This is a genomic window from Oleiphilus messinensis (assembly GCF_002162375.1).
GTDB lineage: Bacteria > Pseudomonadota > Gammaproteobacteria > Pseudomonadales > Oleiphilaceae > Oleiphilus > Oleiphilus messinensis.
In genome coordinates this window covers 3,652,636-3,675,373 of sequence record NZ_CP021425.1, presented here as the reverse complement: position 1 = coordinate 3,675,373, position 22,738 = coordinate 3,652,636, and the positions used below count along the sequence as shown (strand labels likewise).

Here is a 22,738-nt window from a genome sequence, read left to right as displayed (position 1 = left end):
ATCCTCCATTCACAAGCCTAGCGTGCGATTTTCCCGGGAAGCGTTGGATCGAAGCCACATGGCCTCAAATTTTTCCCGCAATTGTTTTACTTCTGGCCGATTAGTAAAAGCCGCATAGCCTTTTCCGTCTTCAATATCTTTCCGAAATACCAGCATTTGTTCATCGCAGAGCAGAAATGCGGAATTCTCATACGGCAATGTTTTGTTGACGATGTGCAGTTTAATTTTGCTGGTTAAACGACTGGCAAGCTCCGCAAGCCTGTGGTGGCTCGAGATGAGTGCATTTTCGTCAAGAATCAGTATTTGTACCTGTGTGAGCCGGTCTTTTCGACAAAATTTTGAAATGAGCTGAACCAACTTTGGTGAGTCGTAAACTGCTTTTTCCAGATCCGGACTGTATATTTGAATCAAACGATCACACTGGTTAATCGCCTGAGAGGATAGTGCGATCTGATCGGAAGCATTATCGAAATGCCATATCGTATCGTCCTCATTTTTTGTCATCGCGGCGATATTGTGCGACTCGGAGCCAGTTGATCTGTCTTGGCATGCCATGAATAATCGGGGGGCATGATGTACCATCCTGATATGCTCGATTCCGGCTTCCGGGTAGGTGGCTCCAGTCGCCACGAAGCCAAATTGGGCATAAAAAGCTCGCGCATGGCATTGCGCACTCAGTTCCAGCTGACAACCGTTATTGGCTTGCAGGCAGGTCTCAATAAGGTGACCGAGTAACAGTTTACCGTTCCCTTTTCCCCGGTGTGTGGCTCGCACTGCCATTCTGCCAAGTTTGTAGACGCCATTCCCTGTGTTTATAATACGCGCACAGGCAATAATCAATCCGTCTTCAAATACAGCTACGTGGGTTGCGGATTCGTCTTCCGTATCCCATTCCAGGTTTTCCGGGACCTGTTGCTCTTCTACAAACACTTCCCGCCTTAAACTGGTTATTTCCGGAGTAAGCTGGTCACGACTTTCGAATTCGATCATATTATCTTGTATCAGGTTGTGAACTTCATGCTGCTTCAATTTGGTGTTTATTGTGTCTTAATGCCTACGTAGTGCTGTTTTATCAGTTCAATTCAGAGAGTTTAGAGGTTACTGCTTCGAGTTGCCAGCTCGGGAAATGGTGAATCAATCCGTCGAGTGTACAAAACTGGACACGTTATCTGGTTTTTCGGGTTAAAAGGTTTCTCTGGTTAATCGGTTTCATTTTTTTATAAGGTTTCATATGGTTTTACAAAATTTCGATGTCCGGAAATTCCTGGATGAATATTGGCAGCAAAAGCCACTCGTGATCCGAAATGCATTTTCCGATCCGTTCTGGCTGGAAGCAAATGACCTTGCAGGGTTGGCATGTGAGCCCGATGTGGAATCCCGGTTGATCATGGCACAGGAAAGCGAGTGGACTGTCAAAAAAGGGCCATTCGATGACGCTGAATTTAGCAAATTACCTGAAACGGACTGGACTTTATTAGTTCAGGCGGTGGATCAGTGGATACCGGAGGTGCGTGATGTGTTGGGCGCTTTCCGGTTTTTGCCCCAATGGCGTCTTGATGACATTATGGTCAGCTATGCACCAGTTGGGGGGACGGTATCACAACACTACGATTTTTTTGATGTATTTTTGATACAAGGCGAGGGGACTCGGCGTTGGCAGGTAGGCGATGTTTGTGGCTCGCACAGTCCTCTGGTGCCGAATACACCCGTTCGTATTCTTGAGGCGTTTTCACCTCTAATGGAAGTGGAGTTATCGCCTGGAGATATGCTGTACATACCAGCAAAGCATTCCCATTTTGGGGTGTCAATCGAGAACAGTATTACCTATTCTGTTGGTTTCCGAGCCCCGGGTATCCGGGAAATGGTTGATGGTATTGCGACGACTGCGCTTGAAAATCTGTTGGAGGACGATCGATACCGGGATTGCGCCGCGTCTCTCAAAGCGCCAACAGGGGCGATTCCGGCGGCAGCGATAGACCAGGTTCGGTTAGCGTTAACACAAGCACTTTTGGATGATCAGACTATTGCTGACTGGTTTGGGCGATACGTTACGGAACGAAAATATCCTGATCTTGAATTGTTGGCGAGCTCTTCTGAGGCATGGCAATCAAGACTGGAAAACGGAGCCTGTCTGGAGCGAAATGCGGCAAGTCGATTTGCTTACGTTGTTACAGCGGAACGAAATCAAGCGATGCTCTACGTTGACGGACACGCCTTTGCAGTGACAACTGTTCTGGCAGAAGCGCTCTGTGATGGTGTTGACATCGATTCCAAGGCCGTGCTGGAGCAGACGGGTGAACCCGGTTTTGCCGATGTAGTCAGTCAACTGATTGAGAGCGGTGCCCTGTTGTTTATGGGTGATTTTGATTAATACGGTAAAACAGCTTGTGTAGATGAGGGAATGTTAAGGTGTTTATCGCATTGAAGTGCAATACAATATCAATTGTTTGGTACAGTGCATCTTAAGTACGAGTGTACATGAAAATAGTCAAGGAAAGTTTCTTATTTGCGATATTCGGGATATTGCTTTCTCTGTTTTCTTCGCTAATCTCGGCAGCGACTGTCGTTGTTTCGATAAGTGGTACAGAGAGTGAAATTCAGGAAAACATACTCGCCCACCTCGGTACCGTCGACTCAGAGGAGTTAAAGCAGAGCGCTGTGTTGCAACGCCGTATCGGCGCTGCAGTTGAGGCTGCATTGCAAGCCTTGGGCTACTATCACAGCAAATGGTCAACCCAGATTCAACAGGATCGGATTACCGTGCAGGTTGATCCCGGAGAGCCTGTTATCATTGTCGAGTCTGATGTTCGCGTGTTGGGCGGGGCTCAATCTATCGCGGAGATTCGTAGTCTGGTAGCCGCTGCCGGGCTCAAAGTCGGGACTCGCTTGAAGCATTGGGAATACGATCAATTCAAACGTAAATTGGCCGATTTGTGTGCCAAGTATGGTTTTCTGGACTCTCGTTTCGAACAGTCAGAATTATTGATCGACCCGGAGACTAATCAGGCGACCGTTCGCTTGGTTGCAGAAACCGGATCTCGTTACCGTTTCGGTGATGTGGTGATAACCGGCTCCAAAATGAGTGACAAGCTTCTAGGGCGCCTGATTCCTTTCTCCAGGGATCAGTTGGTCGAAAACCAGTTGATCATTCAACTCCGGCGTAATCTTGCCAAAACGGGCTATTTTTCCCACTTTCAAGTCAATACCCACAAGCAACCGGATCACCGGGTCGATGTGTTGGTGGGGTTACAGGATAATACCTCCCATTATTTTGATGTGGGGGTTGGCTACAGCACCGATACCGGCCCACGTTTCAAATTTGGCTGGCGCTGGCCAAGTGTCACATCCTATGGCGATGCGTTACAGTCAAACTTTGAGGTATCCGAGCCAAAACAAACGGTAGCATTTGCTTACCGTGTTCCAGCAAGTGATCCGATCAATCAGTCATTTGATTTCGATACCAGCTGGCAGCATAAGAATGTTGAAAATACCAAAACACAGGTCACATCCCTGGGGGTCTCCTTTAATAATCGCCGCAAGAGCAATTGGCAGCATCGTTACAGCATCAACCTCGATTATGAACGCTATCAAGTTGATGAAAGCGAAATAGAGGATGTTTTTTATCTGGTGCCCGGTGCCCGGTGGACTCGATCTGAAATAGCAGAGGGTATAGATCCGGATAGTGGTTATTTTATTCGATTCGGTATCGAAGGTAGTCACCCTGCTATAGGCTCTGATACCACATTTGCTAAAGGCTTTATCAGTGCGCGCTGGTTGACCCGGCTCTGGACAGAACGTTGGTTAATGCTGGTTCGTGGGCAATTGGGTGCGATCAGTGCCGATAACATTAACGAAGTTCCAATTTCCCGGCGGTTTTTTACTGGTGGGGATCAAACTGTACGTGGCTATGAGTTTGAATCCATTGCCACCCGCGATGACGATGGTGATTTAGTAGGGGGGCGCTATCTGAATGTGGCCAGCGCCGAAATGAGTTACCGGTTTCTAACCTCATGGCGGGCAGCATTGTTTTTTGATGCCGGCCGGGCTTATTCTGAACAGGAGGAGCCGCTATTTACCAGTGTCGGGCCCGGAATTGTCTGGTTGTCACCTGTAGGGCAAATACGACTGGATTTAGCGTTTCCACTGAAGGGGGATGATGCCGGGAATCCTCGAATTCACATATCGATGGGGGGCGGATTATGATTCGCTTAACCCTGAAAGTTACGCTGTGGAGTGCGGTTTTTGCCGTTTTGGCGGGTATTTCTGTTGTTTTCTGGTTAGTGACCACTGAACCTGGCGCACGGTTTGTAGGCAGGACCGTATCGGAAATGCTGAGCGCTATTGAGATAGAGGTTCGAAACGGCACAATCGCCAAGGGGGTTGGCCTCGACTATTTTCGTTACTCAAGTGACTCGGTTGATGTCGAGATCGAAAATGCCCAGGTTGCATGGCAGACTTCCTGCCTGTTCAAAGCCGCCATATGCGCAGATTCACTCAGTCTGGATTTGTTGCAAATTGTGATCAAGCCTACAACTGAAAACGCTACAAGTCCTGACGAAAGCAATGGTTTACCCGTCGTACCCGCACCGTTTCCAATCAATATTCAGGCAGGAAAAATTGGCACATTACGGTTGGTGACCGAGTCGGCCATCGAAGAAATAACGAATATTCAACTGCAGGCAGACTGGCAACATACATTGATCGCTATTGCCAATCTTGACGCAGGTTATCGGGGCTTGCGCCTCAATGCCGCAGGGTCATTTGATATGGCAAAACCCTGGTTAACGGATTTAAGTGGCGGACTGAGGTTACCTGACGAGATACTGGCGTTGACCGGAGCTGATCAACTGCCTGTTGACGGACGTGTACCATTCCGTTTTTGGGGTACCAATCTGGACTATAATTTTGACTTTTCTGAAACTGATTGGTTGCCGGTCTCATTGCTTGGTGCAATCAATTTTGATTCGACCGAGATGCCTTTCAAGGCGACGTTAAAAACACCCGCCAAACTCATTGTCGGCGGTGAGCCACTCATCGTGTTTCCCAAATCTGCGGAGACGGTCGTCAACACCAACAGTAAAGCCAAAGCAGGTGGTGATCCACAAGCAAAGCCTGAGCCCGAAGTACAAGGCTTGCCACTGGAATACCTCGATATTGAGATTGCCGGTACGCTAATCGATCTATCCGCCCAAACGACCATCAAATTCAGTTCACCCCAAATCCCGTTCAATACTGTTCAATCTGATATAGCTCTGCGCAATGATACGCTTGCGCTCGACCATTTTACCCTGTTTGCTGTGCAAGGTCAGGCGAGCGGTAAGGCTGAGATTCAGTTTGACGAGGTTATCTCCCTGAACATTGACATCGAGGCGCAACAGTTGAATCTGTTGGATGCAATGCCGGATTTACCCCTTTACCTGGATGGTCGGATTCTGGTGCGAGGACAGACAGCAACTGAGTTTACCGATATTCGACTCGACTTGAAGAACCTCGATTTGATTTATGCGCATTACCCTGTGCGGATATCCGGTGGAATCAATGGGCGTCTCGATAATCAGGCGTGGTCACTATCGGGAAACCCGAGGGTACAGACAAACCTGTGGTCTGAATTCAATACCGAGTTCCGACTGTCGGGAACCAGTCAGGTCATTCACGCTGAAAAAATTCGATTGAACAGTCAACAAGGGGGGCTGGATGTATTCGGGCGTTATAATCTTGACAGTCAAAAATGGCATGGGGAATTGGCACTCAATAAGATTGCTATCCGACTGCAACAGTTGCAGGACTGGCTTGGTGTTGAAAAAGTAGCGGATTTGAGTGGCGAAGATTTAATTGCGTTTGATGCCGGTTTAAAATTTGCGGGTAAAGGTGAGTCAACAGGTGAAGTTTCGATTACAAAGCTCACCGGAACAGCAGGTAAACATCAAATATCCGGCACAGGAAAGTTGGCTTTTAACCAAGGCTCAACCCCTGGATTGGCTGATCTCAGTCTGGATAAGGTCAAGTTAAATCTGGGGCCGTCCAGAATTGCCTTGAATGGCACACTCGCCAGCGCTTCCGATCTTAGGTTGCAATTGGAGAACTTTGATTTAAACCTTACCGGTCTCGAAACAACGGGAACGGTTTCAACAGACCTTAATATCACTGGTAATATTGCAACCCCGAATATTGCCGGTACTGTTGTTGCGCAGAACCTCGCGTGGCAAACACTGCGAGCTGAGAATCTCGCCCTGGATCTGGATATTGAGGCGTTGGGGAATGGCCCAAGTCGAATTACTGCCTCGATTGCGGACGCTCATGTAGACCATATGCCGGTCAGCCAATTCGAATCGACCATCGAGGGTTCACTCGGCGAGACCCGTTCTGATATCGCCATTAAATTCGGCCGTGATTCCAGAGCAAAGCTTGTTTGTGATACGTCTCTCATTACCAAAGCGGGTAATCTTCGGGTACCCGATTTTGCGCTGAAGAACATCGCTGTGATTTGCGACCAGATTGATGTCGGTATAGCGCAGGATTTTTGGCAGCTGACCGATTCGTTGAGTCTGCACTACGATTTGGCCGGGAGCGCTTTAAGTATCGAGCCCGTTTGTTTTGAGCGCAGAGGTAATGGGCCGCTTAGCATGGCGTCTGATCTGTGTTTAACCAAAGTGGCCGCCGTGTCGCCGCAGGAAAAGCGTGCCAATTTGATGTTCACTGATTTTCCAGTAGATTGGTTCCGGCATTATTGGCCTCAAGTCAGTAACCTGAATGGCTATTTTAGTGGCAAACTCAGTTTTTTCGATCGTGTTGACGCGCCCTTAAATGCCCGAATTGATCTCAATTCCGATGCGCTTAAAGCGGTGCTTAGTGTCTCGGAGGGTACCGATTACAGACCTGTCTTACTCAATGATATTGCGGCTTCACTGGTTGTTGATGGTGATCAGGCAGAGTCTCAATTAAAGTTTGGCTTAGGGCAGGGCGGGGACGTGACCATGGATCTGGGCGTCAATGACCTGTCGGGTGCAAAACGACTGGTAGGAACAGTTGAGGTCAATGCCGTAGACGTAAGTGTACTGAAGCCCTTTTCTACCGAGATTCAGGAGTTGTCAGGATTCCTGAACGCAGGATTGAATATTGATGGTGATATCGCTGATCCGGCATTGTCTGGCTGGTGGAAGTTGGAACAAGGACGGCTCAGTACGGTGAGTGTGCCGGAAACCCTTGAACAGATTACATTGGAAGGCCTGCTGGATAAGCGGAGAATGACCTATGATGGTCGCTTCACTAACCAGCAAGGTGTCGCCTTTATAGATGGTTCAATGGATTGGCAGGAAGAGCTTTTAATGCTGGGACGTCTGCGATCAGATGGTATTACGGTGGTGCCACAGCATGGAATGTCGATTTTATTGCAGCCGGATGTGACCGTTGAAATAAAAGGGGACGTGATTAAAGCCCGAGGTCAGGTGAATGTCCCCAGAGCACGCTTGGAGCTTCAGAGATTACCCGCCAATGCCAAATCAACCTCAGCAGATGCCCGAATCATCAACCGGCAGAGGGCAAGTACAACCAGCCTTTACTATGATGCTCAATTGGAGCTTCTTTTGGGGGATGATGTGCGTTTTACCGGTCTTGGATTAAACGCCTATCTTACGGGTTATCTCGACTTGTATTACCGGGACAAGGGGGAATTGACTGCCCAGGGGGAGATCGAATCACGGGAAGGCGTGTTCACCTATTTAGGACAGCGCCTGGAAGTTCAAAACGGAATACTTTATTTTCACGGTCCCATTGAAGATCCGGATGTTTTTATCGAGGCGGTTCGCAATGCCCAGTCCGGCACAGTAAAAGCAGGGTTGCGGGTTACCGGGCCGGTGTCGCAACCGGAACTTGAAGTTTTCTCCGATCCGCCAATGAATGATGCTTCGGCATTGCATTATCTTTTGACCGGAAATGCCCCGGACAGTGAGAGCCAGGCCGGAGGGGGGCTCGTCGGCAACCTGTTGTTATCCCGTGCTGGTCTGGGGGCTGACTGGTTGAATGATAATGTAATGTCCCGGTTTGGTGTGAGTGATTTCCAGGTCTCAACCCAGGCCGAGGATGGTGGAACCAGTGTGCAATTAAGTGGTTATCTGTCCCCGGATTTATACCTGCGCTATGGTGTGAATTTATTCGATCAGGTTAATACTTTGGCGATGCGGTATCGTCTTCGCTCAAACCTGTTTATAGAGGCAATGACCGGGCTTGATAGTTCTCTCGATGTCATTTATTCCTTTGAAGTACATTGAGAAAATAACGAATAATGTTGGTGGAAACTGGTACGAATGTTCGTCAAAAAAATGATTGCTTTGCACAAATTCACCCCAATGGGTGATAGTAAAATTATGTAAATCGCTAGAATGATGTCTCCTGAGTTGTAAATAAAAATAATCAAGACCTTTAGGACTAAAGTTTAGAGTTTGAGCATGATCCTCCAGTCCTGATTTCTGACCGGATAAATTCTGCTTTCTCTTCTACCCGCCTTATTCTAGGCGGCTTTTCGCTAGCGAGAGTCTTTATACTACTCAATAGCCCTCGCTGGCGGTTTAAATATTCGAGACTTTACGTCCCACCAATCCCTCACGGCAACTTGCTGTAAATTCCGTTGCAGCTTTAACCGAACCAGTCCCGCCGTAATCGGCGCATGTTTGCGCCAAGGGATGTCCAAGTGCATTTCTTGACCTGCCGACTCTTTCCAATAAGTGAGCAACTGCACCAGCGCATAGCTGAGAGAGATGATCTGAACCCACCGATGCAGCACCTGTCTGGATTGCTGCCAAGTCTCATTCCAGCCCCAGCGATTCTTTAACTGATGGAACATGGGCTCAATACTCCAGCGCTTGGCGTAGGCTTTTATGATGTCGATGCCCGACATATTCGTTCGAGTCGTCAACAAGAGCCGGGCAGGTTTTAAGCTACCGTCTTCGTTTTCAAACTGCACCCACACAACCTTTACGAGCTGCCCATCTAAAAAGCGGGCTTTGGCTATCACTGTTCGATACCTCAGTGACTGCTGTCGTCCATAGATCGTGACATTGGCGCAAGTCTCTTCCAGGTTAGTGACTCGCTCTGGTGTGTATTTCTCTCCGTACTTTCGAGGGCGTCCTCTTTTCCCGGTTCGTTCTGGAACATCGTATAAGGCGGTATCCTTTCGGACTTGCCCGATAACGTGATACCCCATACCTTGAAGGGAGGCAATCAGCGTACCCCGCATATACCAGCTATCCATCAGGACAGTGGCCCCGGTAAAAAATGACCTCATCACGCGAAGTAAAATGCCTGCCGTTACCAGCTTGTTACCGTTCCCGCAGGCTCGCGTTAAGCGCGAGATCAGTGGGATCGACCAGGCTTGTTTCTGCCCCTTAACAATCGCTGATAAACTGACCCAACACTGGCCGCGAACAAATTGCGGGCGGTTGGCCTTGTTACCATGCATGTGATGAAACTGACTACTGGGTGCTTTCTTGGAACTCCTTAGCACCAAGGTATCATCAATGGCCAAATACCACTGTTCATTGGGACACCATTGAGTCAGTAACTGACCCAGCTGTTGCGCGAGTGCAACCCATGACCACTTTCCCTTTTGCAACCACTTGAAATAACTGCTCCAGTGACGCTTCATTGCCACCATCAACCAGGCATCAGTGACAAACCCTGTTGGCGTGAGCATCGCCCCAATCAGTAACTCAATAAAGGTGGGTACTGAACGTAGGGGTAGAGCTTTAACCAAAAATGTGATCCAATCAAACAGGATCTCGGGGATATTGCCGTATCCCTTAGCGTCCATAGCGGCCTCCAGAATTTAATCGTTTTTCGTTCTGAAGGCCGCGCCTTATAAAACTATGGTTTTAAAAAGTCTTATAAGGCGCGGCAGCGCGAAGCCTGTCGCAAAGTCAATCATTTTGTCTTACTGGGTTCGAATTCTTTCCTCTGAAACTCTAAACTTTAGCTTTAGGAGACATCATGAAAAAAACAATAAAGGCTGCCATTGCTGTGGCCGCATCATCCCTCACCCTTGGCTTTTCGGCTACATCCAGTGCAGCTGAAGGCTGCAGTCAATGGTGGTTTACGTCCGGTGGTTACACGGATACAAAGCACCCCATTCTGATGGTTCATGGCATTACCGGATTCGATTCGATTGGTGGCTTGATCGGGTATTTTCATACCGTACCCATGAATCTTTGTCGTAGTGGTGCCGATGTAAAAGTAGCCAATGTATCACCGTTTAACGATAGTGAACAACGTGGTTTGCAACTGGCGCAAGACATTAACAATAATGTTTACGGTAGCAACGCCAAGTTCAATATTATTGCCCACAGTCAGGGATCGCCCACGTCCCGAGCTGCGATCACTTTCGACGCTTCCATGAATGCCTGGGGTCAGGGGCGTATAGCCTCGGTAACCTCTGTCGATGGCGTGAACAAAGGGTCGAAAACTGCGGATATGATTCGAGGTGTTATTCCGGTCGACAGCGGAATTGAAGGTGGTGCCGCCGCTTTGGCGAACGCATTCGGTACCGTCATTGGCTGGATCTCCGGAAACGATCACCCGCAAAATGCGATTGCTGCCCTCGAAACCCTGACCACACCCGGAACAGAAGACCTGAACAGTAGACACCCCTATGGTGTTGCATCAGGTTACTGCACCAATGACCGCGCGACACAAGTCAGTGTAAACGGGAACAATGTCCGTTTGTATTCCTGGGCTGGTAAAAGTGTTTTCACCAATGTTCTGGATATTCTGGATCCATTTTTGGTGACGACATCACTCGCTTTTGGCGGAGAGTCAAATGACGGGCTGGTCGCTGTATGCTCTCAGAAACTGGGTTACTACATTGGTGCTTATGATGCTAACCATGTTGATGCAATCAACCATGTTTTGGGGACACGTTCATTGTGGCATAACCCGGTTACACCTTACCGAACCCAAGCGAATAGACTGAAAAACGCGGGTTTGTAATTGCGATAGAAAATGAAATCAATGGCTGGAACGGTATCGTACTGGCCATTGATTTTCGGTAGAAGAGTGAGGTGGTGATGAAATCGGTAAATCAAAGAGCGCGTTATGCTCTGCAGATTGCGGCGGCTTTGTTGATTGTCTGTGTCTGTGGTGTAGCCTATATTTTCCTTTCGATGAACTGGGGTGATGGAGAGCATGATAGCTTGTCGCCAGTTATCGCTTTGGCTGAACCGCCGGCCACGGGGGCGGAGAGTGCAACCGGACAGGTATCAGGCAACAGCAATGTGCCTGACGTAAACGCTAAGCGTGTTGATCAGAATCAGTCCATCCCCGAAGCTGTGGAATGGCAGGCTGAATCCTATGCTGCGGTATTGGCGGGTACGGAAATAGATGGCCAGCTCCAGGTCGACTCTGCCGGAAATCTAGTTCTTGATCTCTCGGTGAAGGACTTTTTTGATTACTTCCTCAGTGCTGTTGGAGAGGTCTCCGCAGCAGATGCTATTCTGGAAATTCAAAAACAGGCACAGGCCCGGGTCCCGGATCAGGCCGTCCAGCAGGTTATGCAGCTTTTGGAAAGCTATGTTGCATACCAGCACGCGCTTCAGGAAATAATGGATCAGTCCCTCCGGCCACCGGAAGAACAAAATTATACTTACTTTGCCGAAACAATGGAAAAAACCTTTGAACATATCAAGCGACTTCGCCGGGAGTATATGTCGCCAGAAGCGGCAGATGCGTTTTTTCGACTGGAGGAGGCGTATGCGGAATTTGCTGTCAATACCATGAAAATCAGAGCGAAAGATCATTTGACACCTGAAGAGCAAGCTATTCAAATCAGAGCATTGGAAGCAAAAATGCCTGACAACATGCATAGCGCACAAGCAGCGGCACGTGAGAGTGCAGAACTTGCGAACCAAGCCCGAGATCTGTTCGATGCCGGGGAGCCGGAAGTGGTTATTCGGGAGCAACTGTCTAAAAACTACAGTACTGAGACAATTGATTCCATGCTTGAACACTACCAGCGTGAACAGGACTGGCAAAATCGACTTGACCAGTACCTGGCGCTGCATCAATATGTGCAGGACTCAGTTTCTGATCCAGCGGAACAACAGCAACAGTTAGAGACATTGCGGCATGCCTATTTCAGCGATGACGAGCTGCCCCGTTTAAAAGCCCATGAAGCCATATATCGAAAAACGGTTCTGGCACAGGGGGCTTTACCTTAGTGTTAGCGACCCCCTGAACCTTCGTGAAATGAATGGATGAAAACGGTATTTGAGTATACGCAACGAAATGTACTGGTAATCCCCCGTGCGCTGTATGGTATGCGAGATGTTGAGCTCATCATGCAATCCAGAAATTCCGGCATTTTTCATAAGTGCCTTGAGCAGGATCTGGTGGATGTCGAGTTTTATTCCACGATGCCTTGCTTCGTGTATATTGAAAGCGGTAAGGAGATACTGACCAATTGCAAGAACGAGCACATCGAACTTTCAGCCAGTAACGGGGTCTTCCTCCCGCAAGGGGCCTGCCTTAATTCTGACTTTGTTAAGAGCACGGATAGGTTAAGCGCATATCTCGTTTTTTTTGACGGGGAGGTCGTCAGTGAGTTTTTACGCGGCTTTAATGTATTCCCCGATCCGAGTTCCGCCAGCCCCGACCATTGTCTAGTTACTGATCCGGACGATCTGATATCTAATTTCTTCAAAACGATTCAGCCAAAGCTAACTGAACCGGGATATTTGAGCAGTAAATTATTGGAACTCTTGCACCTTATCGCCTGGAGAGAGGTAGACAAAAAGCTTCCCGGTATGTTGTTGAACATGAGCCAACAACTGCCAAAGCGAAATCTGGAACAACTTTTGGCACAGCCGGACGTATTACACCTTTCAGTAACGGATCTGGCCCATTTGTCGGGACGGAGTCTATCCAGTTTTAATCGAGACTTTAAGCAGACATTTCAGTCCACACCTCATAAATGGCTGACGGATAGAAGGCTATTTCGTGCCAAAGAGCTGATAGACGTAAACGGCTTTACGGTAACCGCAGCTGCAGCAGAACTGGGGTATGAGAACGTGTCCAATTTTATCAAAGCCTTCAAAGTGCGATTCGGGCACACCCCCAAGCAAAATAATCCATTAAAATGACCGAAATTCGGCATGTTTGACCGTTTATAAGTGGTGCCACTTCTGTAGCGTCGTTAACGTAGAGCGACCTTAACTAACAGAAGGAAAAAACGATGAGTGTAAGAGTAACTCTGAATTGCCCGCTAAAACCCGGAAGCGTAACTTTATTATGGGATTTTCTGGAAAATAATTTACCGAATGTTCGAGGTTTCAAAGGAAATTTGAACGTAAGTGTTCTGTTTTCCGAGGACAATTCAGAAATGCTCCTGGACGAGCAATGGCTGACTCGAGAAAGTCATTTGGCTTATCTTCAGCATATCGATGAAAATGGTGTTTTGAACCAGCTTGCTGAATTCCTCTCTGCGCCGCCAGAGATCAAATACTTTATCCAGGCAGATTTGTAAACATCGATGAGCGGCTGCTGATAGGCACTCGCTCAATTTCTCTTATGTATACGGGGATTAGGATAAAAAATATATCGCCCAGAGAATTTCAAGGCGAAAAGTGCTCATGGAATATAGCTAAAAATGGCCCACTGGCCCTGGTGAAAGGAGATATTGTGGTGAAGGACTTCAAAATTTTGGCTGCTGCAGCGATGCTGGGCGGTGGATTACGGATAGTTTCGAGCTTTTTCAGCTATGATGGCAGTGAAATTCTGAATTTGTTCTATATCATCATAGATCTTTGCTTCGTGCTTGCGCTGGCGGGGGTATTTGCCTTTCTTCGCGAGCGCCTGAATGCCCTCGGCCGTGTCGGTTTGTTGCTCACACTCTGTGGTATTGCGCTTATTGCGGGCCCGGAAGCGACACTATACGAGGTCGGAATTTATCAGATCGGCTCACCCGTGATTGGTGTGGGGACGGTAATGTTTTCGGTAAATCTTCTGCAAAACGGGCTGTTGGGCCGTATTGTACCGCTGTCGTTCCTGTTGTCATTTGCCTTTGGTCTGCTCTCAATGTTGATGAGTGTGACGGTGTTATTCAGTATTGCCGGTATAGCCTTCGGTATTGGTTTTATCGCTCTAGGCTGGCAGTTATGGAAGGGGGCGAATACTCTCCAAGCGGATCTCTAGAGCAGCGATATTACTGCATGAGTATGGCGCTGTTTTAACCACTGGCCCGGTTTTAATTGTAAACAAGATGTAAAAACTGACTGAATTGTGGGCGCCGGATTTCGATTCCGGCGCAACCTGCAGTAGAATAGGGCGCTGGTCGGATTGCGAACTGTGATACCGGCTACTTTTACGGCATGGAATGTCCGGGGTAGAGAGCAAGAGGGATGTGTTGTCATTAATTCAAGGCAAGCGATATGGCTATTTCCTCAGAAGATACGTTGTTCCTGTTTTCGAACCACATAAAAAGTTATCTCGGTGCCCTGAAAGCCAAACAAGTGAGAACCCCCCGCAACCACTGGCGTTACCTTGAGGGTGGTAATCGTAATCGTCCTACCGTTTTGATGGTTCATGGCCTGACGAACTCCAAAACAGTCTGGCGTTCAGTCATGAACCATTTGGTGGCCGCAGATTATCATGTCATCGCCATGGATTTGCCTGGTCTGCACAGTGGCCTGGAGACCTATAATAATCAGTATGATTTCATAGCGCTGGCGGAAGCATTGCAAGACTTTGTCTGTGCCCTGGGGTTAGATCAGTTCAATATTGTTGGTCACTCCCTGGGCGCTAACGTTTGTGCAGTCTATGCCGCCCGTTACGGTGATATGATAGATTCCCTGTGCCTTGTTTCTGCACTCGCATTCGATATCGCGTTATCCAGCCCTGAACAGGAAAATCGCTTTACCGCGTTCCGTAACATGTTGCGATTCGAGACCGCGGAAGACGTAGAGGCTTTCAATCAGAAGCTCTTTTATTCACCGCCAAAAATTCCCAAAACGCTCCTGAAATATCGCCTCAAAGAGCTTCAACGCTACGAGTCGTTTCACGTCCGCTTGCTTGAACACATGCAGTACAGTATGAATGTCTTGCTGAAATGTCTGAAATACCTGCCAAAACACAGCATGATTATCGATGGCCAGAATGATTCTTTTTTGCAGGATGACAGTCTGTTGCTTATTCGGCGTCGTTGCCCTTGGGTAGTCAGGAAACAAATACCGGAATGTGCACACCTGCCGTTCATCGAAAAACCCGTTGAGGTGACACGTCATTACCAAGGCTTTCTGGAACATGTAATCGGTACTTTGACGCCGGAAGCAGACCTCAGCTCTCATCCAGAACCTGTGCTCTAGGGTGTGTTTATCTTTATTTCGGGTGGGGCTACCTTTCACTGAAATCACAAGCTATTTGTGATTGCCCGTATCTTGCCGGGCAATCAGAATAGATCGAATAAGCCTGAAGGGGTCAGGCCAGTGTCGGCATGATGAAGTGATCCGCCAGTAGTGCAATAAAGAGCAACATCAAATAAGTGATGGAATATTTGAATGTTTTGATTGCTGCATGGGGACGTGAATCGCGAATCATGGCACAGGCCCAGTCAATGAATCGAAGGCCCAGAATCACTGCTGAAACCAGATAAATCAAGCCACTCATCCCGGTAATAAATGGAAACAGACTCACGGCAAACAGGATCAGTGTATAGAGCAGGATCTGAAGCTTGGTGTAGGACTCCCCATGGGTAACGGGCAGCATCGGGATATCGGCTTTTGCATACTCTGCTTTTCGATGTATCGCCAGGGCCCAGAAGTGAGGCGGTGTCCAGGCGAATATAATCAAAACAAGTAACAGGCTGTTCGGTTCAACGGCTCCTGTCATCGCGGTCCAGCCCAATAATGGAGGGGCTGCGCCAGCCAATCCGCCAATCACGATATTCTGCGGTGTCGCCCGTTTCAGGAACAGGGTGTAGATGAACGCATAGCCAATCAAGGATGCCAGCGTCAGCCAGGCGGTGAGCGCATTGATTTGGACGAGTAGTATGGTCATCCCGGTGCCGCCGAGTACTGCGGAAAAAAGCAAGGCACTGCTGACCTCCACTTTGCCTTTGGCCAATGGTCGATTGCTGGTGCGGGCCATTAGCGTATCCACTTTGCGATCCACAACATGGTTGATGACAGCCGCTGACGCAGCCATCAGCGCGATACCCAGGTTGCCGAAAAGCATGATATCCCAACCTGGTAAGCCGGGGCGCGCTAACATCATGCCGATTACAGAGGTCAGGATCATAAGTGCAACCACATTGGGTTTGCACATTTCCAGATAATCCCGCCAACTGGCGTGATGTTGTTGGCTGAGGGGGGAAGCAAGTTTGAGTTGGGTATTATTGTTGTCGGTTTTCATGGTATTCACTCTTGATTCATTATTTTTGTCGTGGCGAGAGAAGGTGTACTGAAGACGGAGCCTGTGGCTGGTTTTCTGTGCGCTTGTGCTGGAAGGTCATGCAGTTGTCGCAATCTGTAAAGCTGGAAATTGAAGAAAACGAGGCTGAGCAGCAAGGCCGCGCCGCCGAGATTATGAGCTAATGCGATGGGCAGGGGGATCAACCACATTACATTGACAATACCGAGGGTGATCTGGGTTGTAAGCGCAGCCAGCACCAGACAAAGGGCTTTAGCCAGAGGGTGTTGCCAGGTCAGCGTTAACTTCCGCCAGGTAAAGATACAGAGACCGATCAAATACAGACTGACAAGCAGCGCTCCAATCCGGTGGCTGACGTGAATAGCAACCCGCGCGGCATTGTCCATGGTGCCTCCGAGGTAATTTGGCCCGATTGCCTGGGTAATGTCGAATCCTTGTTTAAAGTCCATATCCGGCAGGTATTGCCCCTGGCAGGTGGGGAAGTCCGGACAGGCAACGGCAGCATAATTCGCAGCAGTCCAGGCGCCGAGGAATATCTGCATTACGACCAGTACAATGGCGATAAAGCCCAATGGAAGAACCGCTTTCAATGCTTTAAATTGTGGGGATCGTTGCGTGCTTTGTACCGGGGGCTGAGTCCTTTGTAACCACAACAGGAATAACAAGCTAAGTGTGGCAAAGCCACCCAGCAGGTGGGTGGCTACGACTTGTGGCCAGAGTTGCAATGTTACGGTCCACATGCCAAACATGCCCTGTGCAATGACCAGTAGCAGAAGCATGAAGGAAAAAACCGGCTGGCTTTTTATTGTGGTATCCCCTGAGCCATCCCGCATTGCCCGTGTGTGTATCCTCATGGCAATCACAGCATGAACTAAAATAACCAAACCCAAGAGGCTCGCAGCATAGCGATGGATCATCTCTGGCCAACCTTTGTGGGGTTCGACCGGAGCATGGGGGTATCGCGCTTCAGCGATAGCGATATCGTCTACATGTTCCGGCACGGTGAGGAAACCGTAACAGCCAGGCCAGTCAGGGCAACCTAGTCCAGCGTCCTTTAGCCGCGTATAGGCGCCCAACGCGACTACTATGAGCGCCAGCAGTGTTGCAACACAGACAAGTCGTTGCAGCAGGGTATGCGTCTTGTGTTTAGCGATGCTGGAGCTTATGTCCGCTTCATTCATAATGTGATCCCTTTAATGGAGTGGTAATCCGTTGATTACCCAATATTGGATAATTTCAATAATCGCTTCATATCTTTAAGAATGTCATTGCCATGACGTTCTGCGTCGTAATGAAGAATCACATTTCCATGGGGATCGACCACCCAGATTGACCAGTCGGTCGCAGTCGCGTTTTGGGGTTTCAGGTTTTCATTCCGGACGGTGTTAAAAAAGCGGATGGCTTGTGCTTCCGCCAGATAGAGTTTGAGTAGTGGGTACTGTGTGAGTTGATCCGCGTTGGAGAAATCTTCCAGTACGGCAAGGCGTTGTACACGGTCAGCCTCTTTGCCGAGTGCAATATTCACCTGACGGGTTGTATACAGGGCCTGTTCACATTGTTGGGAACAAGCACCTGTTCCGGTAATCAGCAATGCCCATTTTGATGCTTTCAACGGTATTTCGGATGCTGAGCCCGGGGACGTTAGCTCATCTGGTTTCAGGAAGTTGGTCGTAAATTCATCTTGAATCATGCTTTGGTTGTGATTGATCGCTGGCATCTCCGTAATGGAAATGGGGGGCAGAATGAGTTCACCTTTATTGGCTGTAGATGTCGGAATGCCAAATCCAAAAAAAAACATGCACGTCGCAAGAATAATCGGCACAAAAGCGATTGCAAAAAGGCCGAGTAAGCGAAGCTGACTAAGACGAAGTGTTTTGTCGGTTGGGGGCGAATTTGATTGAGTGTGTGAATTATCAGTCATGGGATGGTACTCCTTCAGGGTGTTCCCTGTTTGTTTTTATTAGGGCCAGCAGCGTGAGGGTGATAAGTGTCACCGCGAGTGCAAACCACTGAAAAGCATAGCCTCTGTGTTTTGCCGGTGAGACATGGTTAACATGCCACCCTGTCTGCAGTGCACCAGGTTGCTGGTTGTCTTTTAGTCGCACGATGAGTGGATACAGTCTAATCTCCATATCCTGCTCGAGTTGCGCAAGGTTTATCTCTTGTACCCTTTTAGGCCACCTTCGGCCCGTGTCCTTAGCTTCAGTGGCTGCAAATTGTAGTGGCGGGGCATGGTATTGATGTAGTGATCCGTACACTTCAACACTGTTTTGGGGGGTGAAAATCTCGGGTAGGTCTTTACGATACGTCGGTGCGGCTACCCAACCCCGATTGACCAGCACCTTTAACCCGTTTGTCAGCGTAAATAGATGGAGAATGTCATAACCTGCTTTGCCATCTCGGATTTGATTGTCGAGCAACAGATAGCGCATTGGTTCAAAGCGACCGGAGAGGTAGACAGGATGGGCCTGCCATTGATCCGGTGGGGATAGTGTGTCCGGTGGCGGCAGGTCTTGTGGCTCCATCGCGGTTCGTGATTCGATTTGTGCAATCAGTCGTTCTTTTTCTGCCGCTCTGTCCAGTTGCCAATAGCCAAGTTTTATCAATACCGGGGTGAAGAAAATGGCGAACACCAGAAATTTTAATCCTGTTCCGCGAAACCCGAGTTGAGTTATTTTTCTAAACGCGCTATACACAGAAAGGCTTACCCGTCAGCCAGACGTTGTTGACGGGCTGGTTGAACAAAAATAAAAATTGGCCCATGTTATGTATTCTCCTGTCGTTTCGAAGCATGTTGGGACAATAGGTTGTAAATCGCATTTCTGAATTGTTGAGTTATTCCCAAAATGTTGAAATTTACTATCGTACTGTTGTTAATCGCTATCGTAGTCAGTTTGTTCAGTGGTTTGGTTTTTCTGGTTAAAGATGATGGTAAAAGCCATCGCACCGTAAATTCGCTGATTGTCCGTGTCTCCCTCGCGATTTTATTGGTGGCTGTCATTGCCTATGCGCTCTGGACGGGGCAACTGCACATGAATCCAACCCCGTCCTGAGTTTATTCCAGCGCCAGTTACAAAATATAAACAAACACAAACAGCCCGAGCCATACCACGTCAACGAAGTGCCAATACCAGCTTGCGGCCTCAAAACCAAAGTGCTGTTCTTTCGTAAAATGACCTTTCCGTACGCGTAACAGCATAATGAAAAGCATCAGCGTACCCAAAGTGACGTGGGCACCGTGAAAACCCGTTAGCATGAAGAATGTGGTGCCATAAATACCGGAAGCCAGGGTCAGATCAAAATGCTCGTACGCTTCAATGTATTCTTCGGCCTGAAAGAATAAAAAAGCCACACCCAGTAATACGGTGATAGCCAGCCAGAGGGTCAGCTTGTAGCGTTCATTATTCTTGAGCGCTTTGTGAGCAATCGTGACCGTGACACTGGATGACACCAGCAATATGGTATTCAACAACGGTAAGGCCCACGGGTCGATTACCTGGGTCGGACCGGGAAATAAACCTTCGTCGGGGTTTTTTAACAGTGGCCAGGTCGCTTCAAATCCGGGCCACAGCATTGCGCTTGAACCCTTGTCGCCTTCGCCGCCAAGCCAGGGTACTGCAAAAACTCTGGCATAAAACAGTGCGCCAAAGAACGCTGCAAAAAACATCACTTCGGAAAAGATAAACCACATCATTCCCCAGCGAAAAGAGCGATCCATTTGTGCACTGTACATGCCTGTCCGGCTTTCATGAATGACGTGACCAAACCAGCCAAAAAGCATGTAGGCCATAATCGTGGCCCCGATTAAAAACAGTACCCAAGAGCTGGCTGTACTTTCACCGGCACTGCCGTTGGTCATTATTGACCCCATACCCAGCATCGTGACACACAAGCCGATGCTGGCAACGATAGGCCACTTGCTTTGGGCTGGCACATAGTAAGATTGCTGTGCACTCATAAAATGCCTCCTGTTAAGCGTTATTCGCTTTGTCTGAATCTTGATTATTATTGTTCAGTGTTCGATCAGGCGTGGTGCTCGATGTGCCTGGAGGTTTTTCACGGTTATTACCGGGGGTTACAGCAACGGGCGGGGCCTCGGAAGGGGTTTGATCAAAAAGCGTATAAGACAGCGTCAATTTAACCAGATAATCCGGAAGATCCTTATCGACCATAAACTGCAACGGCATGAGCGCACTTTCTCCGGGGTTTAAATGCTGCTGATTGAAACAGAAACACTCAATTTTGTGAAAGTAGCTTGTGCCTTCAGAGGGTGAAAGACTCGGTACCGCCTGAGCAACCATGGGTCGATCGGTCGGGTTGTGCACCTTGAAATTAACAATCTGAACTTCACCGGGGTGCACCTTCACCTCGGTGACGACGGGCTTGAAGTCCCAGACCATGTTCTCGTTGTTGCTGGTGATAAACTGTATTTTGACCTGTCGACTCTCATCAACGGCGAGATCGGCTTCCGTAATCTCGTATTGATCATTGGTCTTGCCATTAATCCCCGTTAATTTACAAAACACATCGTACAGTGGAACCAGTGCGAAGCCGAAGCCAAACATCAAAGCGGTAACCATCAGGGTCATGGTTATCACCTTTCTGGTCGAGTCCGGACGCACTTGCTGCCCATCGTGAATGGCTTCCGGGGCGGTGCTGTCACTTATAGTGGTGTGTTCATTGTGCGGCTGACGGGAATGAGCCGCTGCATGTTCTGCTTCTCGGCTCATAGTCAATTTATTTCACCTCCGGTGGTGTGCTGAAGGTGTGATAAGGGGCAGGGGATGGTATCGTCCACTCCAGGCCTTCGGCACCTTCCCAGACACCGGCAGTGGCTTGCTTACCCTGGCGGATGGTGCTGATCACAATGTACAGGAACAGCAACTGCGTGAAACCAAACATGAAGGCACCGATGCTGGATATCTGGTTGAAGTCAGCAAATTGCAACGCATAGTCGGGAATCCGTCTTGGCATACCCGCAAGCCCGAGAAAATGCATGGGGAAAAATGCCAGGTTCATCCCGACAAAGGATAACCAGAAATGAACCTTGCCCAAGGTATCATTCACCATATGGCCACACCATTTGGGGAGCCAGTAATACACCGCAGCGAAGATTCCGAATATCGCGCCCGGTACCAGTACGTAGTGGAAGTGAGCAACCACAAAGTAGGTATCGTGATACTGGAAGTCAGCCGGGGCTATCGCGAGCATCAACCCTGAAAACCCGCCAATGGTGAACAAGATGACGAAAGCGACCGAAAAGAGCATGGGTGTCTCAAAACTGAGGGAACCTTTGAACATGGTTGCTACCCAGTTAAATACTTTGACACCGGTGGGAACCGCGATCAACATGGTGGCGTACATAAAAAACAGTTCACCTACCAATGGAATCCCTACGGTGAACATATGATGGGCCCAGACAATAAAGGATAAGCCTGCAATAGATGCAGTCGCCCAGACCATGGAATGATAGCCGAACAGCGGTTTGCGGCTGAACGTCGGGATAATTTGTGATACGACACCGAATGCGGGCAGGATCATGATATACACTTCCGGATGACCGAAGAACCAGAAGACATGTTGAAACAGTACCGGGTCACCACCACCGGCGGCATTGAAGAAGCTGGTACCGAAATGGATGTCCATGAGCATCATGGTGACTACGCCTGCCAGAACCGGCATGACTGCAATCAACAGGAACGCGGTGATAAACCAGGTCCAGACGAATAACGGCATTTTCATGTAGGTCATGCCGGGAGCGCGGAGGTTGATTATCGTGGCGATGACATTAATTGCGCCCATGATAGATGATATCCCCATCATGTGTACCCCGAATATAAAAAAGGTCACACTGGGCGGTGCGTATGTTGTCGACAGTGGTGCATAAAATGTCCAGCCAAAGTTCGGGGCGCCGCCTTCCATCAGCAATGTCGATAACAACATCGCGAAAGCAAAGGGCAGTATCCAGAAACTCCAGTTATTCATCCTCGGTAGGGCCATGTCCGGGGCCCCGATCATCATCGGGATCAGCCAGTTGGCCAAGCCCACAAACGCGGGCATGACAGCACCAAACACCATAATAAGACCATGCAAGGTGGTCATTTGGTTGAAAAACTCAGGGTTAATGATTTGCATGCCGGGCTGGAACAGCTCTGCCCGGATCATCAGGGCCATGCAGCCCCCGGTCAGGAACATAATAAAGCTGAACCACAGATACATACTGCCTATGTCTTTGTGGTTTGTGGTGAACAACCAGCGCCCGATACCTTTGGCAGGACCGTGGTGGTGTTCGGTAGACTCGTTTTCTATCACAGCACTCATGGGATCCTCC

19 protein-coding genes are annotated in these 22,738 nt (G+C 48.8%); 10 read left to right on the top strand and 9 right to left on the bottom strand.

Translation table 11 applies throughout. The annotated features are described in order from the left end of the window. Positions 1–9: 9 nt before the first annotated feature. Complete coding sequence (locus tag OLMES_RS16070; RefSeq protein WP_087462203.1) at positions 10–990, bottom strand: GNAT family N-acetyltransferase; 981 nt, start codon at positions 988–990, stop codon at positions 10–12. A gap of 241 nt (positions 991–1,231) precedes the next feature. Between OLMES_RS16070 and OLMES_RS16065 the strand changes: the two genes are divergently transcribed. The 3 genes from OLMES_RS16065 (at position 1,232) to OLMES_RS16055 (ending at position 8,267) form a co-directional block, all read left to right on the top strand. Further along, complete coding sequence (locus OLMES_RS16065) at positions 1,232–2,371, top strand: JmjC domain-containing protein (protein WP_087462202.1); 1,140 nt, start codon at positions 1,232–1,234, stop codon at positions 2,369–2,371. 107 nt (positions 2,372–2,478) lie between these two features. Then, positions 2,479–4,203: an autotransporter assembly complex protein TamA gene (locus tag OLMES_RS16060; protein ID WP_087462201.1), complete on the top strand. Its 1,725-nt coding sequence runs from the start codon at positions 2,479–2,481 to the stop codon at positions 4,201–4,203. Then, complete coding sequence (locus OLMES_RS16055; protein ID WP_087462200.1) at positions 4,200–8,267, top strand: translocation/assembly module TamB domain-containing protein; 4,068 nt, start codon at positions 4,200–4,202, stop codon at positions 8,265–8,267. The genes OLMES_RS16060 and OLMES_RS16055 overlap by 4 nt, the downstream gene beginning before the upstream one ends. Positions 8,268–8,539: 272 nt before the next feature. Here OLMES_RS16055 and OLMES_RS16050 read toward each other — a convergent pair whose 3' ends face one another. Then, the gene (locus OLMES_RS16050; protein ID WP_087459828.1) at positions 8,540–9,805 is read right to left on the bottom strand and encodes an IS701 family transposase; all 1,266 of its coding nucleotides are present in this window, start codon (positions 9,803–9,805) and stop codon (positions 8,540–8,542) included. Between the two features lie 176 nt (positions 9,806–9,981). Between OLMES_RS16050 and OLMES_RS16045 the strand changes: the two genes are divergently transcribed. The 6 genes from OLMES_RS16045 to OLMES_RS16020 all read left to right on the top strand — a co-directional run bounded on the left by OLMES_RS16045 (position 9,982) and on the right by OLMES_RS16020 (position 15,344). Beyond that, complete coding sequence (locus OLMES_RS16045) at positions 9,982–10,977, top strand: esterase/lipase family protein (protein ID WP_232465125.1); 996 nt, start codon at positions 9,982–9,984, stop codon at positions 10,975–10,977. A 77-nt stretch (positions 10,978–11,054) separates the two neighbouring features. Further along, on the top strand, positions 11,055–12,203 hold the full coding sequence (locus OLMES_RS16040; protein WP_087462199.1) for a lipase secretion chaperone: 1,149 nt from the start codon (positions 11,055–11,057) through the stop codon (positions 12,201–12,203). 36 nt (positions 12,204–12,239) lie between these two features. Further along, entirely contained in the window at positions 12,240–13,124 is an 885-nt protein-coding gene (locus OLMES_RS16035) for a helix-turn-helix domain-containing protein (RefSeq protein ID WP_087462198.1), read from the top strand. 92 nt (positions 13,125–13,216) lie between these two features. After that, positions 13,217–13,507: a putative quinol monooxygenase gene (locus OLMES_RS16030; protein WP_087462197.1), complete on the top strand. Its 291-nt coding sequence runs from the start codon at positions 13,217–13,219 to the stop codon at positions 13,505–13,507. A 158-nt stretch (positions 13,508–13,665) separates the two neighbouring features. Next, positions 13,666–14,175, top strand: a complete 510-nt coding sequence (locus OLMES_RS16025) for a hypothetical protein (RefSeq protein ID WP_157678341.1) — start codon at positions 13,666–13,668, stop codon at positions 14,173–14,175. A 236-nt stretch (positions 14,176–14,411) separates the two neighbouring features. Then, on the top strand, positions 14,412–15,344 hold the full coding sequence (locus tag OLMES_RS16020; RefSeq protein WP_087462195.1) for an alpha/beta fold hydrolase: 933 nt from the start codon (positions 14,412–14,414) through the stop codon (positions 15,342–15,344). A gap of 112 nt (positions 15,345–15,456) precedes the next feature. Here OLMES_RS16020 and cyoE read toward each other — a convergent pair whose 3' ends face one another. From cyoE to OLMES_RS16000, 4 genes are read right to left on the bottom strand one after another with little or no spacing between them, the layout of a single operon-like run. Then, entirely contained in the window at positions 15,457–16,389 is a 933-nt protein-coding gene (gene cyoE / locus OLMES_RS16015) for a heme o synthase (protein ID WP_087462194.1), read from the bottom strand. 5 nt (positions 16,390–16,394) lie between these two features. Next, the gene (locus tag OLMES_RS16010) at positions 16,395–17,588 is read right to left on the bottom strand and encodes a COX15/CtaA family protein (protein WP_087462193.1); all 1,194 of its coding nucleotides are present in this window, start codon (positions 17,586–17,588) and stop codon (positions 16,395–16,397) included. A gap of 35 nt (positions 17,589–17,623) precedes the next feature. After that, positions 17,624–18,328, bottom strand: a complete 705-nt coding sequence (locus tag OLMES_RS16005; protein ID WP_087462192.1) for a hypothetical protein — start codon at positions 18,326–18,328, stop codon at positions 17,624–17,626. Then, on the bottom strand, positions 18,321–19,040 hold the full coding sequence (locus tag OLMES_RS16000) for an SURF1 family protein (protein ID WP_157678340.1): 720 nt from the start codon (positions 19,038–19,040) through the stop codon (positions 18,321–18,323). Before OLMES_RS16000 ends, OLMES_RS16005 begins: the two co-directional genes overlap by 8 nt. 213 nt (positions 19,041–19,253) lie before the next feature. Here OLMES_RS16000 and OLMES_RS15995 point away from each other — a divergent pair, with 213 nt between their 5' ends. Beyond that, the gene (locus OLMES_RS15995; RefSeq protein WP_087462190.1) at positions 19,254–19,460 is read left to right on the top strand and encodes a twin transmembrane helix small protein; all 207 of its coding nucleotides are present in this window, start codon (positions 19,254–19,256) and stop codon (positions 19,458–19,460) included. A gap of 17 nt (positions 19,461–19,477) precedes the next feature. Here OLMES_RS15995 and OLMES_RS15990 read toward each other — a convergent pair whose 3' ends face one another. From OLMES_RS15990 to ctaD, 3 genes are read right to left on the bottom strand one after another with little or no spacing between them, the layout of a single operon-like run. Continuing rightward, positions 19,478–20,365, bottom strand: a complete 888-nt coding sequence (locus OLMES_RS15990) for a cytochrome c oxidase subunit 3 (protein WP_087462189.1) — start codon at positions 20,363–20,365, stop codon at positions 19,478–19,480. Between the two features lie 13 nt (positions 20,366–20,378). Continuing rightward, on the bottom strand, positions 20,379–21,137 hold the full coding sequence (locus tag OLMES_RS15985) for a cytochrome c oxidase assembly protein (protein ID WP_087462188.1): 759 nt from the start codon (positions 21,135–21,137) through the stop codon (positions 20,379–20,381). Positions 21,138–21,144: 7 nt separating this feature from the next. Then, positions 21,145–22,728: a cytochrome c oxidase subunit I gene (gene ctaD, locus OLMES_RS15980; RefSeq protein WP_087462187.1), complete on the bottom strand. Its 1,584-nt coding sequence runs from the start codon at positions 22,726–22,728 to the stop codon at positions 21,145–21,147. Between the last annotated feature and the right edge of the window lie 10 nt (positions 22,729–22,738).

Bases quoted from the DNA above. Each gene is read 5' to 3' on its own strand.
- cyoE (WP_087462194.1), bottom strand. From the start codon at position 16,389: ATGAAAACCGACAACAATAATACCCAACTCAAACTTGCTTCCCCCCTC.
- OLMES_RS16050 (WP_087459828.1), bottom strand. From the start codon at position 9,805: ATGGACGCTAAGGGATACGGCAATATCCCCGAGATCCTGTTTGATTGG.
- OLMES_RS16070 (WP_087462203.1), bottom strand. From the start codon at position 990: ATGATCGAATTCGAAAGTCGTGACCAGCTTACTCCGGAAATAACCAGT.
- OLMES_RS15990 (WP_087462189.1), bottom strand. From the start codon at position 20,365: ATGAGTGCACAGCAATCTTACTATGTGCCAGCCCAAAGCAAGTGGCCT.
- ctaD (WP_087462187.1), bottom strand. From the start codon at position 22,728: ATGAGTGCTGTGATAGAAAACGAGTCTACCGAACACCACCACGGTCCT.
- OLMES_RS16035 (WP_087462198.1), top strand. From the start codon at position 12,240: ATGAAAACGGTATTTGAGTATACGCAACGAAATGTACTGGTAATCCCC.
- OLMES_RS16065 (WP_087462202.1), top strand. From the start codon at position 1,232: ATGGTTTTACAAAATTTCGATGTCCGGAAATTCCTGGATGAATATTGG.
- OLMES_RS16005 (WP_087462192.1), bottom strand. From the start codon at position 18,328: ATGACTGATAATTCACACACTCAATCAAATTCGCCCCCAACCGACAAA.
- OLMES_RS16045 (WP_232465125.1), top strand. From the start codon at position 9,982: ATGAAAAAAACAATAAAGGCTGCCATTGCTGTGGCCGCATCATCCCTC.
- OLMES_RS15985 (WP_087462188.1), bottom strand. From the start codon at position 21,137: ATGAGCCGAGAAGCAGAACATGCAGCGGCTCATTCCCGTCAGCCGCAC.
- OLMES_RS16060 (WP_087462201.1), top strand. From the start codon at position 2,479: ATGAAAATAGTCAAGGAAAGTTTCTTATTTGCGATATTCGGGATATTG.
- OLMES_RS16040 (WP_087462199.1), top strand. From the start codon at position 11,055: ATGAAATCGGTAAATCAAAGAGCGCGTTATGCTCTGCAGATTGCGGCG.
- OLMES_RS16010 (WP_087462193.1), bottom strand. From the start codon at position 17,588: ATGAATGAAGCGGACATAAGCTCCAGCATCGCTAAACACAAGACGCAT.
- OLMES_RS15995 (WP_087462190.1), top strand. From the start codon at position 19,254: ATGTTGAAATTTACTATCGTACTGTTGTTAATCGCTATCGTAGTCAGT.
- OLMES_RS16030 (WP_087462197.1), top strand. From the start codon at position 13,217: ATGAGTGTAAGAGTAACTCTGAATTGCCCGCTAAAACCCGGAAGCGTA.
- OLMES_RS16055 (WP_087462200.1), top strand. From the start codon at position 4,200: ATGATTCGCTTAACCCTGAAAGTTACGCTGTGGAGTGCGGTTTTTGCC.
- OLMES_RS16020 (WP_087462195.1), top strand. From the start codon at position 14,412: ATGGCTATTTCCTCAGAAGATACGTTGTTCCTGTTTTCGAACCACATA.